Annotated in this window: 14 protein-coding genes; 5 read left to right on the top strand and 9 right to left on the bottom strand. The window is 70.4% G+C overall.

The window, feature by feature from the left end; all coding sequences use genetic code 11:
* The first annotated feature begins 15 nt into the window (after positions 1–15).
* Positions 16–1,155 carry a carbohydrate-binding protein gene (locus P3X83_RS17925; RefSeq protein WP_277306249.1) on the top strand — a complete coding sequence of 380 codons (1,140 nt, stop codon included), beginning with the start codon at positions 16–18 and terminating at the stop codon, positions 1,153–1,155.
* An 18-nt stretch (positions 1,156–1,173) separates the two neighbouring features.
* On the opposite strand, the gene P3X83_RS17920 is transcribed toward P3X83_RS17925, so the two are convergent.
* Entirely contained in the window at positions 1,174–2,619 is a 1,446-nt protein-coding gene (locus P3X83_RS17920; protein ID WP_277306248.1) for an MFS transporter, read from the bottom strand.
* A gap of 254 nt (positions 2,620–2,873) precedes the next feature.
* On the opposite strand from P3X83_RS17920, the gene P3X83_RS17915 reads away from it, so the two are divergent.
* Positions 2,874–3,461: a helix-turn-helix domain-containing protein gene (locus P3X83_RS17915; RefSeq protein WP_277306247.1), complete on the top strand. Its 588-nt coding sequence runs from the start codon at positions 2,874–2,876 to the stop codon at positions 3,459–3,461.
* Here P3X83_RS17915 and P3X83_RS17910 read toward each other — a convergent pair.
* Both P3X83_RS17910 and P3X83_RS17905 read right to left on the bottom strand, forming a co-directional pair.
* The gene (locus P3X83_RS17910) at positions 3,435–4,076 is read right to left on the bottom strand and encodes a DUF998 domain-containing protein (protein ID WP_277306246.1); all 642 of its coding nucleotides are present in this window, start codon (positions 4,074–4,076) and stop codon (positions 3,435–3,437) included. The genes P3X83_RS17915 and P3X83_RS17910 overlap by 27 nt on opposite strands.
* The gene (locus P3X83_RS17905; RefSeq protein ID WP_277306245.1) at positions 4,073–4,444 is read right to left on the bottom strand and encodes a hypothetical protein; all 372 of its coding nucleotides are present in this window, start codon (positions 4,442–4,444) and stop codon (positions 4,073–4,075) included. The genes P3X83_RS17910 and P3X83_RS17905 overlap by 4 nt, the downstream gene beginning before the upstream one ends.
* A gap of 650 nt (positions 4,445–5,094) precedes the next feature.
* On the opposite strand from P3X83_RS17905, the gene P3X83_RS17900 reads away from it, so the two are divergent.
* Positions 5,095–6,747 carry a DUF4082 domain-containing protein gene (locus tag P3X83_RS17900; protein WP_277306244.1) on the top strand — a complete coding sequence of 551 codons (1,653 nt, stop codon included), beginning with the start codon at positions 5,095–5,097 and terminating at the stop codon, positions 6,745–6,747.
* Positions 6,748–6,817: 70 nt separating this feature from the next.
* On the opposite strand, the gene P3X83_RS17895 is transcribed toward P3X83_RS17900, so the two are convergent.
* The 3 genes from P3X83_RS17895 to P3X83_RS17885 form a co-directional block, all read right to left on the bottom strand.
* Entirely contained in the window at positions 6,818–7,705 is an 888-nt protein-coding gene (locus P3X83_RS17895; protein WP_277306243.1) for a DUF2268 domain-containing putative Zn-dependent protease, read from the bottom strand.
* A gap of 286 nt (positions 7,706–7,991) precedes the next feature.
* The gene (locus P3X83_RS17890) at positions 7,992–8,225 is read right to left on the bottom strand and encodes a DUF397 domain-containing protein (protein ID WP_277306242.1); all 234 of its coding nucleotides are present in this window, start codon (positions 8,223–8,225) and stop codon (positions 7,992–7,994) included.
* Positions 8,226–8,531: 306 nt separating this feature from the next.
* Positions 8,532–9,371, bottom strand: a complete 840-nt coding sequence (locus P3X83_RS17885; protein ID WP_277306404.1) for a helix-turn-helix transcriptional regulator — start codon at positions 9,369–9,371, stop codon at positions 8,532–8,534.
* A 286-nt stretch (positions 9,372–9,657) separates the two neighbouring features.
* Between P3X83_RS17885 and P3X83_RS17880 the strand changes: the two genes are divergently transcribed.
* Both P3X83_RS17880 and P3X83_RS17875 read left to right on the top strand, forming a co-directional pair.
* Positions 9,658–10,122 carry an ATP-binding protein gene (locus P3X83_RS17880; protein WP_277306241.1) on the top strand — a complete coding sequence of 155 codons (465 nt, stop codon included), beginning with the start codon at positions 9,658–9,660 and terminating at the stop codon, positions 10,120–10,122.
* A gap of 113 nt (positions 10,123–10,235) precedes the next feature.
* Positions 10,236–11,315, top strand: a complete 1,080-nt coding sequence (locus P3X83_RS17875) for a quinone-dependent dihydroorotate dehydrogenase (RefSeq protein ID WP_277306240.1) — start codon at positions 10,236–10,238, stop codon at positions 11,313–11,315.
* 29 nt (positions 11,316–11,344) lie between these two features.
* On the opposite strand, the gene P3X83_RS17870 is transcribed toward P3X83_RS17875, so the two are convergent.
* The 3 genes from P3X83_RS17870 to P3X83_RS17860 form a co-directional block, all read right to left on the bottom strand.
* Positions 11,345–12,970 (bottom strand): beta-N-acetylhexosaminidase, encoded by a 1,626-nt coding sequence (locus P3X83_RS17870; RefSeq protein WP_277306239.1) that lies wholly within the window; start codon positions 12,968–12,970, stop codon positions 11,345–11,347.
* 76 nt (positions 12,971–13,046) lie between these two features.
* The gene (locus P3X83_RS17865) at positions 13,047–13,913 is read right to left on the bottom strand and encodes an N-acetylmuramoyl-L-alanine amidase (RefSeq protein WP_277306238.1); all 867 of its coding nucleotides are present in this window, start codon (positions 13,911–13,913) and stop codon (positions 13,047–13,049) included.
* Positions 13,914–14,316: 403 nt separating this feature from the next.
* Positions 14,317–14,571 (bottom strand): hypothetical protein, encoded by a 255-nt coding sequence (locus P3X83_RS17860; RefSeq protein ID WP_277306237.1) that lies wholly within the window; start codon positions 14,569–14,571, stop codon positions 14,317–14,319.
* Positions 14,572–14,750 lie beyond the last annotated feature (179 nt).

Raw genomic sequence — 14,750 nt, 5'->3', positions numbered from 1 at the left:
AAACGCTCAATGAGCATGGCCGCACTGTTGGTCGCGATCGCCGTCCTCGGCACGACGGGCGCCGCCCCGTCGCACGCGCTGATGTTGCCGCCGCCACCCGAATACTCACTGGCACTGACGGAGGATTCCGGCACCACGGACCAGGGCGGGGTGGCGAGCACCCGCCTGAACAGCACTGTCATCAACGGCGGGCAGACGCTCGTGCTGTCGGCCACCGGCGTGCCCGACGGCGTGTCCGTGGCGTTCGCCCCCGAACTCACCTACACGGGCGGCGGCTCGGACATCGCGGTCATCGCCTCGCCGTCCGCACGGCCCGGCACGTATCCGATCACGATTGTCAGCACCGCCACACCCATCCATACCGTGACGTACACGCTCACCGTGACGCCCGCCGATCCGGCGAACGACTTCTCCTTCTCGCTCGGCGCCCCGCCCCTCACGGTGGACCGGGGTTCGTCGGGCACGCTCAACGTGGACACCGCGACCATCGGGGGTGATCCGCAGGAGGTGGCGCTCAGCGCCGTGGGCGTGCCGTCGGGGATGTCGGTGGGCTTCGAGCCCGCGACCGTCACCACCGGAGGGCGTGGCGTGATCAGGGTCTCGCCGTCCGACCAGATGGCGTTCGGGACCTATCCGATCCTGGTCTACGCGAAGGGAACGCTGAACCGGGCGGTCCCGCTCCGGGTCGTCGTGCGCGACGGCCGTCCCGACGACTTCTCGGTGCGGCTGCTGATGCCACGGGGCACGGCCGAGGCGGGTTCGTCGGTGGGCACCACGGTGATGATCTCGACCATGGCGGGCCGCAGGCAGAACGTCACGGTGTCGTCGTCCGGCGCTCCGCCGGGCGGGTCGGTGAGCATCTGGCCGACCTCGACCAACAGCGACGCCTACGTCACGGTCAGGATCGGAACCGCCCGGACGACGCCGCTGGGCACCTATCCAGTGACCCTCACGGTCACCGGGTCGGTCGTGCGCAGCCAGACCTTCGAGGTGACCGTGAAACCCCGGACGATTCCCGCCTACCAGTACTACACCTGGTACAACTCGGGTGATGTGATCATGTACGAGGGGGTCGCGTACCGCTGCGTGATCGCCCACACATCGATGCCGGGGTGGGAGCCGCCGAACGTGCCCAGCGTCTGGTCACGGGCGTAAGCCGGGCACGCCCGGGGCCTATCTCCCAGGGACGGCCCCGGGCACGGCTCGCCCGAACTTCGCCCTGGCCAGCAGCGGCAGCAACAGGACGCCCAGCCCGGTCATGACCGCGGCGGCCAGGAAGGCGGAGGCGAATCCGGCCGAGGTCGGCGTGGTCGTGCCGGGCAGGACGGTCCCAGCCAGGATCGCCGCCCCGATCTGGCTGCCCGCGGCCCCTCCGACGGTGCGGGCGACCGTGTTCACGCCGTTGGCGCTGCCGCTGTGCTCGGGCGTGCTGCCCGCGTTGACCAGCGTCGGCAGCGCCGCCATGGCGAAGCCGTACCCGGTGCTGCACACCAGGTAGCAGGCGAGCACCTGCCACAGGCTCCCGTGCAGGACGGCCAGCAGCACGCCCCCGCAGGCCGCGAGCCCCAGCCCGATCCACAGCGGTACGCGGTGCCCGAACCGGCGCTCGATCCGGGGCACGGCCCAGCTCGCCGGAAGGGTGAGGAGCGTTCCAGGCAGCAGCATGAGGGCGGCCCCGGTGACCGTCGCGCCGAAGCCGATCTCCCCGGGGCCGGCGGGAAGCTGGGCGAGCTTGGGGAGCAGCGCGTAGAACACGAACTGGTTGGCGCCGAGCGCGAACGCGCCGAGGTGGGCGATGAGCAGCGGCCGGTGGACCAGTAGGCCGATGTCGATCACCGGGTGCGCGGTCCGGCGCTCGATCACCACGAACGCGGCCAGCACGGCCAGGCCTCCGGCGAACAGTCCCAGTACGGCGGGCGACCCCCAACCCCAGGACGGCCCCTGGGTGATGCCGAGCAGCACCGCGACCAGCCCGGTCGCCAGGGTGAGCGCTCCGGGGACGTCCAGCCGTCCGCCGGGGGTGCCGGGCAGCGGCGGCACGAACGCGATCGCCGCCGCCAGCGCGGCCAGCACGAGCACCGCGCCGACCACGAACAGCCAGCGCCAGGAGAAGTGGTCCACGAGGACGCCGCCGACCAGCAGCCCGGCTCCGGCGGTGGTGCCGACCAGGCCCGCGGTCAGCGCGAGGCCGAACGCCACCCGGTCGGGCGGGAGGGTCCGGCGCACGATCGCGAACGAGAGCGGCAGCAGCGCCAGGCTGATGCCCTGCACCGCGCGGGCGGCGATGAGCGCGCCGATGTCGGGGGCGACGATCGCGCCCAGGGTGCCGGCCAGGTAGAGGGCGAGGGAACCGAGCAGCACGCGGCGGGTGCCGTACCGGTCGGCGAGCCGTCCGGCCAGCGGGGTGCAGACGGCGCTGGCCAGCAGGGTGGAGGAGAGCACGGCCCAGGAGGCACTGGCGGGGTCGGCGCGCAGGTCGTGCTGGATCACCGTCATCGCGGGCACGGTCATGGTCTGCGGCAGGCCGTAGGACAGAACGACGAGGACCAGCGCGGTCAGCACGGCGGGGGGCCGGTGACGGGCGTGCACGGGGGCGGGGACTTGGGCTGTCGTGGTCACGCGTGCCCGCTCGTGGCGCGGCGGGTGGAGGTCCGGGGGGGATGGGCGGTGGAGCTGCGGGAACGCAGCCCCGCGGGGTCACCGGCGCTGGTCATCGCGTACCTCGTGTTTCTGGAGCTCATGGCCGTTCGGGGGGTGCCGGATGCTGGACGCGACGGCGTTGCTGGTGAAAGGCTCGTCCTGTTGCGAACGTCGTTCGCAAAATGTCGGATTTAGGGTAACTTAGTGCGAACGGTGTTCGCAAGGAGGGCTTGGTGGCACAGGACGTTCGGCACCACCACCGTCGCCGGTCGCTGAACCGGCAGGTCATCGTGGCCGCCGCGCGCCGGGTGGCCGACTCCTCCGGGCTCGCCGAGCTGACCCTGCGACGCGTCGCGGGCGAGCTCGGAACCGGGCAGGCGTCCCTCTACCGGCACATCGCCGACCGCGCCGAACTGCTCGGCCTGCTCGCCGAGGACCTCGCCACCGGCTTTCCGCTGGAGGGCGGCCGGTCCGGCGCCGACGGCGTGGTCCGGCAGTGGGAGGCGATGCACGACTACCTCGCCGACCATCCATGGGGCGCCCGCGTCATCGCCGAAGGCTTTCACACCGCGGCGGGCGGCCATGCCGTGGCCGAGCACAACCTCGCCCTGCTGCGCGCGGCCGGCCTCGACGACACCGACGCGGCCCGCGCCTACCGGGCCCTGTGGCACCTGCTGCTCGGCCACCTCCTCAACGAGCACCCCCTCGGCCACGACGGCGAGAAGGACCTGGGCGCCCCCGACTTCTCCTGGGCCCTGCGCCGCCTGGTCACCGGAATGACCGACTGCCCGGACCTACCCTGCGGGAACGCGATCCGATGAGGCCCGCAGGCGCAGTTCGTGGACGGCCAGGAAGACCAGCCAGGCGAAGCCGGTGACGAGTGACAGGCGTTGCATCAGGCCGCCCAGGGCGGTGAAGCCCGGGTCGCCGGAGAAGCCCAGCCCGGCCAGGACGAAAAGGGCGAGCATGGCGACGGCGGTGAGCACGGAGTAGGCGGCGAGACGCAGGCGGTCGGAGGTCGCGAACCGGTAGGCCAGCACGCAGCAGACGCCGGGCAGGGCCACGAAGACCGGCAGCGAGAAGGCGTTGTGCAGGTTTCCGGTCGCGGTGTCGCCGGCGGGGACGCCGGGAGGGTAGTCCCCGACGGGGTCGGTGGGGAAGATCCCGGCGCCGATCAGCCCGAGGCCGACGAGTGCCAGCAGCAGCGGCGGCCACAGGCCGTGGCCGCGCAGCCCGGCGGCGAGGGCGAGCACCAGCAGCCCGGTGACGACGAAGTTCGTGACCTGGGTCCAGCCGAGGTCGCCGAGCGCGAGCGCGCTGACCGGGTGACGCAGCGGGTCGTAGTCCGCGCGGGTCGCGCCCTCGACGAGGAACGCGACCACGAAGAGCACGGGACCGGCCACCCCGCACGCGAGCAGCCATCGCGGGGCGGTCACCGCCGGCCGCGGAGGTTGATCGATCCGTGCACGTCGCCGGCCTGCACCACGGTGCCGGTGATCTCGGCGTTGTCGCCGATGACGTTGGTAACGCCGCCCGGCCGGATCGTCCGCGCGGTGTGCGCCATCCACTCGGCGAGCGCCGTGCCGAACTCGGGGTCCCCCTGGGCCCGCGAGATGAGGATCCCGGCGATCTCCCTCGGGTCGTGGGCGGCCTGGGCCTCCAGTTCGGCGGGCGTGTCATCGCCGAATCGGCGGCGCACCAGCGCCGTCAGCGTGGCCCAGGCGCTCTTGCCCGCCTCACCGGCGGCCCCGCCGACGGCCGCCGAAATGACGGCGGCGAGTGCGGGGATGATGCTCGGGTCCATCCTGCCCCCTTGATATTCACGTTGATATGCACGGAATCGGGCTTCGGCGTAATTGTCCGCTCTCGACACCGCCCCGGAAAGCCCCGTCATTCCGCCCCGTGATCGCCGCCGGGGCCGTCAGGACGTCATTCGGGTGACTTGTACAGGTGGCTCCTGGTGCGCGGCTGGGCCGGTGATGCGACTGGCGTCCTGATTGTGTGGTTTTGGTGGCTTATGGGTGTTCATAAACCTTTTCCAGGCTTGTCGAGTGACGTGTTGACCCGTGTCCGGGTCCGGACAGGCGTTCCGGTCTGCAGATATACGTAAGTTCTACCGGTCTCGCCGTCGGCACGGCGGGAAGATCGGACGTAATGGCGATGACCGGAAATAGGGATTTGGGAAAGATGTTAGCCTCAGTAAATAGGAAAAATCGGTAAAAGGGCTGCACGTTGATGATCGAAGCCGTAAAGATGGCACCCGGCACCGGGCACGGGTGCGCCACCGGCGCGCCCTCGCACCGGTGACCGACGCCAAACGTAAGGTACGCACGAACACATACCGGGTGGTCAATCGTCGCGGAGGTCGCAGACATGACCGGTAGGTACAACCCAGGTCAGAGCCCGGACGGCGAGAGCGTCTTACCCGGCCGCCGGAGGCCGAGGCGCCCCGGCATGATCGCCGCCCTGGTGGCGGTGTTCCTGGTGGCGGCGGCCGTACCGGCCGTATTGATCGCCAACCAGGACAAGGAGCCGGTGGCCGTCACCCCGGCCGCGGCGGCGGCCCCCGTGCGCGAGGCGATGGAGACGAGTCTGTGGAACTCGGACCCGATCAACCCCGCCGTGCACTCCGACCGCACCGGCCTTGAGCTGGGTACTCGCTTCACCGCTTCCCGGGACGGCTGGGCGCTCGGCGTTCGCTTCTGGAAGCCCGCCCGCGCCAAGGGCACGCACACCGGAAGTGTCTGGGACTCCCGCGGGCGCAGGCTGGCCAGAGTGACGTTCACGGCCGAGACCGCGTCCGGCTGGCAGGAGGCGCTCTTCGACGAGCCCGTGGTCATCAAGGCCGGGCGCGTCTACACCGTCTCCTACTACAACAAGAAGGGCCTCTACGCGGGCACGCCGGGCTTCACCTCGGCGAAGTCCGGGCCGCTGCGGACCGCTTCCGGCCGGGCGGGCGTCTACCAGTACGGCAACAGCGCGTATCCGTACCGGTCGAACCCGCGCGGTTACAACTACTGGGTGGACGTGCTGTTCCGCTGGTATCACTGGCGGCGCCTGCCGACGACCCCCACGCCGAAGCCCACTCCGAAGCCGACGCCGTCGGACACCGGGTCGAAGACGCCGGAGCCGAAGCCGACTCCCACGCCGACGTCGACCCGCCCGAAGCCGACGCCCACGGACGAGCCGTCCGAGACGCCGACTCCGAGCCCGAAGCCGACGCCCACCGACGAGCCGTCCGAGACGCCGACGGCGACTCCCACGCCGAAGCCGACGCCCACGGACGAGCCGTCGGAGACGCCCACGCCCACGCCGACCAAGACGGACCCCGGCGGTGGCGCGTGTGAGTACCCGACGCCTTCGTGCACCGGTGTCCCGTCCGGGGCCAAGCTCGACAAACTGTCCCTGAACCTGGACGGCGACGCCTACGCCGTGACCAAGGCCGGCACCGTGCTGGACGGCGTCCACATCCCAGGCCACCTGGTGATCCACGCCGACAACGTGAAGATCACCAACAGCCGGATCGACGGCAGCGTGATCAATGCCAACGGGCCGAAGACGTTCCGCTTCGAGGTCAGCGACTCGACGATCGGCCGGGAGGGCGCGTGTGAGACGCAGCCCGGCATCGGCCAGGACAAGTACACCGCCACCCGCGTCAAGATCATCGGACACAGCGACGGGTTCCGGGCCTCAGGTGACGACATCGCGATCCGCGACTCCTTCGTCAAGCTGTGCTCGAACCCGGGCGACCATTCCGACGGCATCCAGTCGTACAAGACCGGCAAGGGCCTGATCTTCGACCACAACACCGTGGACCAGCGGGCCGCCAGGGACATCACCGCGCCGATCTTCCTGGTGGACGACCAGCAGGAGGACGTCGTCGTCACCGACAACCTGGTGATGGGCGGCACCTACAGCATCCAGGTCCGCAACGTGGCCGGCCAGGCCGTCGTGCGCGGCAACCGGCTGGTCAACAAGTCGTGGGTCTACGGGCCCACGGAGAGCAACTGCGGGAAGGTGCAGTGGTCCGACAACAAGCTCGTGACCATTGACGAGAGCTACCGTGTCACCTCCACGGTGGGCCCGCTCAACTGCGTCAACTACTAGGTCGGCCACTCGGTCGCGGTAGGCACGATCCGGGGCCGGTCCTCTCAGGGGGACCGGCCCCGGCCGTGTGTCAGCCGCCTTGTGGGCGCAGCCCGGCGGAGACGACGATGTCCCGGCCCGGCAGGACGGTGCTCTCGGCCACGGTCAGCCCGCTCGCGGCCAGGTGGGCGTCCACGATGCGCAGCCCGACGGCGTAGCCGGACATGCTGGGCACCCCCGCCGGTTCTCCGCCGAAACGCAGGATGGCCGGATCGCCGAGCACGTACGCCAGGGCGGTGCCCATTCCCTCCCTGTCCAGGTCGGCCACCGTCTTCTCGTAGGCGCGGTCGAACTCCGCGCCGGTCACCATGTCCGACCAGGGCCCCATGGCCTCCGGGCCGGACAGCTCCCGCACGAACGCCTCGGCCAGCCCTTCGGCGACCACGTGCTCCCCGACCGTCACCGTGGCCGGATTCCACTCGACGTTCTGGTAGCGGACGTTGTGGTGGAACTCGTGCACCGCGCAGTGCGCGATCCTGCCGATGACGTCGTCGGACGGCCAGGCCAGCAGGTAGAGCCACCCGGGGACGGAGCCCATGCCGTAGTAGCCGCCCGCCGTCTCCATCAGATGCTCGTTGTCCGGGTTGCCGAGCACGAACATCACCCGCATCCGCTCGGGATGCGCGATCCCGGGCACCTTCGCGCGAAGGTGGTCGAGCGCCCGGCCCAGTTCCTCCTCGATGCGCCCGAGCAGCCCGGCGTCGGACATGCGGGCGAGCGCCTCGATGTACCGGGGATCGGCGTCGCCGGTGTCCAGCCGGAAGCCGCCTCCCTGGCGGTGCATGGCGACCGGGTCGCCGGGCGGCATCGAGCCCTCCATGGGCGCGAGCATGGCCCGCAGCGCGTCGGGCCTGTGCTCGGACGGCAGCGCGAGGATCTCCGACATGGCCGAGAGGGTGTCGTATACGACGATTTCCATGTCGGCGACGGTAGAAGCTCCAGTGACTGGAGACTCAACCTGATTTCGAGACGATGATCTTGTGTCGGCTCGTGTGCCAGATCGTGTGTCGGCCGGTCACGCGCTCGCGCGTGGGACGGCCGGACGTGGCAGCGGCACGTTGCTCCCCGTTGAGACCCCGAAAATCCCCATGTACCCCGGTCTTGTGGTCGTCCCCGTTGAAACGAACCGCCGGGGCAGGCCGGAACGGCGGTGTCGCAGCACGTCCGGCCGTCCCCGGCGGCCGGAGATCCGGCTTGTGAACCGGCTAATTGATCATGTCGTCGAACTCGCCGTCCTTGGCCCCCAGGATGAACGCCCTGATCTCGGCACTCGTGTAGACGAGAGCGGGGCCTTCAGGGTGACGCGAGTTCCGTACGGCGACGCCGCCGTCAGCGAGAGGAGCCACCTCCACGCAATTGCCGTTGGGATTGCTGTGTCGGCTCTTGCGCCAGGCGACGGCCAGGCTGTCGGCAGGTATGCCGTTGTGGATCGGGTTCATGCTTCTCTCCCCGAGATGAGCATGTGCGTACGAATGCACGTGCATCTGCGATTGCATTTCGCAAGATACGCCAAAAATCTGGTGTGCGTGTCCTGGACCGCAACATTTATGGCGCTACCGCCACCTAGTTCCCGCTGCGGAGGCACGTGGTGGGAGATGCCCGGATACGCCGCCATTGTGGCCTGCGGGATCGCGATCAACCAGGTCATCGGCGGGGCGCAGTCGAACGCCCGGCCGGTCGGCGTGCCCGGATTGGCACGTTCCAAATCCTTCCCGTCGACCTGCTCGCCGGACGGGACGGCTCGTTCAGACGGACAGTTCCTTGTGCAGATTCCGCAGGAACTGCCGGGTGGAAGAGGCGGAGTCGGCCTGGACGCACAGGCGGTCCATGACCTCCATGTAGCCCTCGGTCTCCTCAAGTTTGTCCAGGTAGAGGGCGCTGTCGAGCTGTTCCATGTAGACGACGTCGGGCAGCTCGCGCTCGCGGAACCGCATGATCGTGAACGGCCCGCCGGCCGCGGCGTGGCCGCCCCGCGCGAACGGCACGATCTGCAGGGTCACGTTGGGCAGCTCGATGACCTGGAGCAGGTGCTCGATCTGGGCGCGCATGATCTCGCGCCCGCCCAGCGGACGGCGCAGCGCGGCCTCGTCCATCACCGCCCACAGCACCGGGGCGTCGGGACCGGTCAGCCGCTCCTGGCGGCGCATCCGCAGATCGATGCGGCGGTCCAGCTCCTCCATCGGAGCCGTCGAGTTGGCCAGCAGGATGACCGACCGCGCGTAGTCGCGAGTCTGGAGCAGCCCCGGCACGAACTGGATCTCATAGGAACGGATGGTGCATGCGGCCTCTTCGAGACCGACGTACACCTCGAACCAGTGCGGGAGCAGGTCGGTGTACTTGTGCCACCAGCCGGGGGAGTTGGCCTGACGTGCCAGGTTGAGCAGCGGTTCGCGCTCGGCGGGGTCGGTCACGCCGTACAGGGTGAGGAGGTCGGCGACGTCGCGCTCCTTGAAGCTGACGCGCCCCAGCTCAAGCCTGCTGATCTTGGCGTGTGACCCTCTGATGGCGTGCCCGGCCGCCTCGCGGGTGATGTCCTTGGCGGTACGCAGCCGCCGTAGCTGGGTGCCCAGAAGGATCCTCAAGATCGTTGGGCCACCCGAGCCGTGGGAAAGTAACGATCCGCTGTCCGCCGGTTCTGCGATCAACGCCGTGCTCCCTGCTGATCCAGTTGAACTCTCAAGTAGTCTGCCATGTTCCCCATCTAACGTACAGGGCTTTTGCACGTGCATACGCACATGCAAAGGTAACGTTCAGAAGAACTTGCATCAGCACTGTTCCGATGTACTTGCACCAGATTCATGCGCGGGCAAAGATGTCCCTTGAACGACTTGCCCGCTAGCGCGCAATCTCCGATCGCCTGGGGACGCATCCATGACGACACCTGTAGCACGCCGGCAAGCCGCGACGGGGGATCCACCTCCGCCGTGGCTGCTCACCGCTCTGGTGAACGACGGCAATGCCAAGATGCCCGGCTTTGACATGTGCAACCCGGCCTCCCCCGCAATTGCGCGAGAGTTCACCGTCTCAGTGCTGAACGGGTGGGGCACGGAAGACTCGTTCTATGACGCACAGCTCGTCATCTCCGAACTCGTCACCAACGCGATGCGGCACGCCGGCGGCATCGTCGGGCTGCGGCTGATCCGCAGCGGCGGTCAGCTCGGCTGCGCCGTGTCCGACTCCAGCGACGTCGCGCCCACGCTCACCGAGCAGGACTGCTTCGCCGAGACCGGGCGCGGTCTGCACTTAGTGGAGGCGCTCGCCTCCTCCTGGGGCTGGATCCGACTCGACGACCACCACGGCAAGCTGGTCTGGGCGATTCTCACCCCCGAGTGCTGACCCCCCCTCCGCCCCTCTTTTCCGGACCTGAGCCACTTTCCGGATCCTTTTCCGGGCCTGACCTTCGAGCCCCGCCCCCGCCCGCCGTGATCGCGGCGGTACGCTGGCGCGTGATGTACCGACTCGTGTTCACGCAGGTCCTGGCCCGTTTCGATGCCGAGGCCGTGCACCATCTCACCGTCCGGGCGCTCCGGCTGCTGGCGCTGCTGCCGCTGCTCAAGCGCCTGATCCACCGCGCGCTGGCGCCGCGCGACCCCGCGCTGCGCGTCAAGGCGTTCGGCGTGCACTTCCCCGGCCCGCTCGGCCTGGCCGCGGGCTTCGACAAGGACGCGGGCTGCGCCGAAGCGCTGGCCGCCTTCGGCTTCGGGTTCGTCGAGGTCGGTACGATCACCGCGCACGGCCAGCCGGGCAACGCCAGGCCCCGGCTGTTCCGGCTGATCCGCGACCGGGCCATCGTCAACCGGATGGGCTTCAACAACGCAGGGGCGCAGGCGGCGGCGGCCAGGCTGCGCAGGCCGCGCGGCCTGCCCGTGGTGGTCGGCGTCAACATCGGCAAGACCAAGGTGGTGCCCGAGGCCGAGGCGGTCGCCGACTACGCGGCCTGCGCCAAGGAACTGGCCCCGCTCGCCGACTACCTGGTGGTCAACGTCAGCTCGCCCAACACGCCCGGGCTGCGCGACCTGCAGGCCGTGGACATGCTGCGCCCCCTGCTCACCGAGGTCAAGCACGTCGCCGCCGCCACGACGCGCCGCACGCCGCTGCTGGTCAAGATCGCGCCCGACCTCGCCGACGAGGACATCGACGCGATCGCCGACCTGGCGCTGGAACTGGAGCTGGACGGCATCATCGCCACCAACACCACCATCGCCCGCCCCGCCGGGGTGCGGACCACCGCCGCCACGCGCGCGGGAGGGCTGTCCGGCCGTCCCCTCAAGGCCCGCTCGCTGCGGGTGCTGCGCAGGCTGCGGGCCCGCGTCGGCGACCGGATCACGCTGGTGTCGGTGGGCGGCGTCGAGGACGTGGACGACGTGTGGGAGCGGCTGCTGGCCGGCGCGTCCCTGGTGCAGGGCTACACCGGCATGATCTACGGCGGGCCGCTGTGGGCGTCACGGATCCACCGCGCGCTGGCTCGCCGCGTGCGTCGCCACGGCCTGAAGTCCATCGAGGAGATCATCGGCCGCACGGCCACCTGACCTCCCCGGCGTGCCTCACATACCGTGCCTCACATACTGGGACGCGTGGAGTCGGCGGAGTTCGTCATCTCCTCCACGTGGCGCATCATCTCGACCACGTTGACGACGCCCGGCCGGTGCCGCCGCCTGCCGATGCCGCCCCGCTGCCAGGGGCGCGGCCCCTGCGGCGGCCGGTACTCCACGCCCAGGGCGTCCAGGCGGGCCAGGTGGGCGCCGAGCCGTCCCGTCAGGTCGGCCGGCCGGCCGTGCCAGGTGATCTCGGCCAGCGCCGCGCCGCGCGGCCAGGCCCGATAGTCCAGCGTGCGGGCGTCCGGGATGCGCTCGCTCCAGTGCTGGGCCTGCGCGCCGAGCACGCGGGCGCGCTCGGCCGCCGTCCACGACTCCGGGATCACCTCGAAGGCGGCCACGTCCGCCAGGGTAGTGGGCGCGCCGATGGCCAGCGGCTCCTCGGCGCCGTCGGACTCCCCGTAGTCGAAGTAGAGCGGGAAGACGGGAGTTATCACCACGTCGTACCCGGCCGCCGCCACGCGCCTGGCCACGCCCATGCCGCGCCACGGCATCACCACTGTGTCCGCGCGCAGCTCGCCGCTGACGAACGCCTCGTCCCAGACCACCGCCCGCGTGCCGCGCCCCGCCAGCTCGTCGGCCAGCCTGCGCAGGAACCACGCGTGCAGCTCCGCCGGGGTGTCCAGGCCGAGCGAGCGGCGGTAGTCGTCGATCTCCGCCGAGGCGGCCCAGTCGTCGAGCACGCACTCGTCGCCGCCGATGTGGAAGAACGGCGCGCCGCCCAGCGCCCCGGCCACCTCGTCGAGCACGGTCGTGAGGAAGTCGACGGTGGCGGGCAGCGGGGACAGGATCGTGGGGGAGATGCCCCACCGGTCGAGCACCGGGAACGTCTCCTGGGGCCGCGCGCCGTACTGCGGGTAGGCCGCGACCAGGGCGGACGCGTGGCCCGGTACGTCGATCTCCGGGACCACCGTCACCGACCGCGAGCGCGCGTACTCCGCGATCTCGGCGAGGTCGGCGAGCGTGTAGCGGCCGCCGTGCGGGACCTCGTCGTAGGTGACCTCCTCGCCGTAGTAGCTGGAGATCGTGCGCGGTCGGTGCGAGCCGACCTCGTGCAACTTCGGGTACGCTCGGCTCTCCACCCGCCAGCCCTGGTCGTCCACCAGGTGCAGATGCAGGATGTTCAGCTTGTGCGCGGCCATGATGTCGATGTGGCGGAGCACGTCCTGCTTGGGCAGGAAATGGCGGGCCACGTCCAGGTGCATCCCGCGCCAGGAGCACCGGGGCGCGTCCTCGACGCGGACGCCGGGGATGGTCCAGGGGGTGCGGGGCCGTACGGACCGGTAGGCGTCGGGCGGGAGGAGCTGGCGTAGCGTCTGCCCCGCGTAGAAGGCCCCGGCCCGGTCGGCGGCGGTGACCCTGACGCCGCCGGGATCGACGGTGAGCGTGTACGCCTCGGCCCCGAGCCCGGGGTCGCGCCGCACGGTGACCGCGCCGCCGCCGTCCACGATGCGCAGGTCGAGCACGGACAGAGCGGCGCGCAGGCCGTCCACCAGTTCGCCGTCGCCCGAGATCGCGGCGCCGGGCGCCAGCTCGAACGACCCACCCGTGAGATCCACGACCCGGGGCAGCGGCAACAGATCAGTCATATCCCGATCATGCCAAACCAGTGTGGGTTTGTGCCCTACCTGATGGGTCTTTGTGCACCTTCGTGCATGGGTGGCGTTAGTTGAGGTAGTTCTGCACTCCGTCGGCGAGAGCCTGCGCGATCTTCTGCCGGAACGCCGGCGAGTGGAACTTCGCCGCCTCCGTGGGATTGCGCATGTTGCCGGACTCGACGAAGACCTTCGGCACCGTGGACAGGTTGAGCCCGCCCAGGTCGTCGCGGAAGTCGAGGGCCTTGTCGCCGATGTAGTTGCTGTACGGCAGGCCCGTGCCCGCCCGGAAGGCGTCTCTGACCGCGATGCCCAGCTTCCGGGAGTCGGCGACCACCGGATCGACCGGGCCGTTGATCTTCTTCGGCATGATCACGTGGAAGCCGTGATTGGCCGGGGCCGCCCCGTCGGCGTGCACCGAGATCGCGGCGTCGGCCTTGGCCTTGTTGCCGATCGCGGCGCGCTCGGTGATGCACGGCCCGACGCTCGTGTTGTTCTTCCTGGTCAGCTTGACGGTGGCCCCCTTGGCGCGGAGGATCGCGGCCATCCGCTTGGAGACGTCCCAGGTGAAGGCGGCCTCGCTGTAGCCGTTGTTGGTGGACGTGCCGGTGGTGTCGCACGGCTTGCGCTTGGTCAGCACGTCGACCTCACGGTTGATGATCTCCGGGTGTGCGGCGTTTCCGCCGTTGTGCCCGGGATCGATCACCACGACCTTGCCGTGGAGCGGATCGGAGGCGGTGGAGCCGGGCGCGGGGTCCGAAGAGGGCTCGCCCTTCGACCCGTTCGACCTGCTCGCCTCGGACGGCGCGGCCTGCTGCTGTGGAGTGGCGGGAGGAGGGTTGAAGGCGGGGGTGGCGCCCGCGCCGGCCGTACCGCATGCCGCCGCGGTCAGCCCGCACAGCGCCATCGCCACACCGGCGACTGCTCGACTGGTCACTTTCTCCCCCTTCGCGAGGCCGGTGGTCGATCCGACCGGGAACCACGGATTCGCTGCTTCCAGGAAAGCAGGTGCGCCGGCCCGCCCGGCGCGGGCCCGTCCGGCAAACCAACTTACGTGGTCCGTCTCCGTGATCGAGCCGCAATGGCCTGGCCGGTATCCGGCGGCCGGGCCGCCTCGTGGCGGCAAACGCGGAGCGGCGGCCGTCAAGAACGCACAGAAGCGCTGTAAGGAGTTCTTGGGCCGCGCGGCGTCCCGAAGGCCGGACGGGGCCGGAAACGGCGCTGGGGGCGATCTGACGACCGCCCAGGGCGCATCGCGAAGCCGGACGCCGGGTGCGCGCCGTGCCTCGCGCTCAGTGACGGACCCGCTCCCGAACGCGCGTTCCCATGGGGCGCGCGCCTCAGAAGGCGTGCTCGTGGAGTTCGCTGCGCTGGCGCAGCAGCAGCGCGGCCAGCTCGCGGGCGTCCTCCGCGTCCAGGCCCAGCACCACCCGGGGACGCCCCCACGGATGGTCGATCGAATGGGCCACGTAACTGGCCACGGACTCCGCCGACACGTCGCCCTCGTGGCCGTTGTCGGCACGCCAGCCGGTCCAGGCCCGTTCGAGTTCCGCCGCCGCGCGCTGGGCACAGGCCACCAGTTCGGGATCACGCATGTCTACCCCCGCTTCCGACGCCGACCGCCGACCCGGCGTCAGGCGGGAGAGCCCCGCTCGCTGCCCCCGTGACAGGCGAACGATCGGTCCGCCGGCGTGGGCCGGACGGCGACCCGCCGGGGATCGACGTCACAGCCCGAGTCAACACCAGACGCCCGAGGCCACTTCGGGGGAATGAC

The sequence above is a fragment of the Spongiactinospora sp. TRM90649 genome, from assembly GCF_029382225.1.
Taxonomy (GTDB): Bacteria; Actinomycetota; Actinomycetes; order Streptosporangiales; family Streptosporangiaceae; genus Spongiactinospora.
This window is presented reverse-complemented; position numbering and strand designations above follow the sequence as displayed.

What these genes read in the sequence shown, in the direction of transcription:
- P3X83_RS17875 (WP_277306240.1), top strand. Translation starts at nt 10,236, where the DNA reads ATGTACCGACTCGTGTTCACGCAGGTCCTGGCCCGTTTCGATGCCGAG.
- P3X83_RS17870 (WP_277306239.1), bottom strand. Translation starts at nt 12,970, where the DNA reads ATGACTGATCTGTTGCCGCTGCCCCGGGTCGTGGATCTCACGGGTGGG.
- P3X83_RS17900 (WP_277306244.1), top strand. Translation starts at nt 5,095, where the DNA reads ATGATCGCCGCCCTGGTGGCGGTGTTCCTGGTGGCGGCGGCCGTACCG.
- P3X83_RS17890 (WP_277306242.1), bottom strand. Translation starts at nt 8,225, where the DNA reads ATGAACCCGATCCACAACGGCATACCTGCCGACAGCCTGGCCGTCGCC.
- P3X83_RS17895 (WP_277306243.1), bottom strand. Translation starts at nt 7,705, where the DNA reads ATGGAAATCGTCGTATACGACACCCTCTCGGCCATGTCGGAGATCCTC.
- P3X83_RS17925 (WP_277306249.1), top strand. Translation starts at nt 16, where the DNA reads ATGGCCGCACTGTTGGTCGCGATCGCCGTCCTCGGCACGACGGGCGCC.
- P3X83_RS17905 (WP_277306245.1), bottom strand. Translation starts at nt 4,444, where the DNA reads ATGGACCCGAGCATCATCCCCGCACTCGCCGCCGTCATTTCGGCGGCC.
- P3X83_RS17880 (WP_277306241.1), top strand. Translation starts at nt 9,658, where the DNA reads ATGACGACACCTGTAGCACGCCGGCAAGCCGCGACGGGGGATCCACCT.
- P3X83_RS17860 (WP_277306237.1), bottom strand. Translation starts at nt 14,571, where the DNA reads ATGCGTGATCCCGAACTGGTGGCCTGTGCCCAGCGCGCGGCGGCGGAA.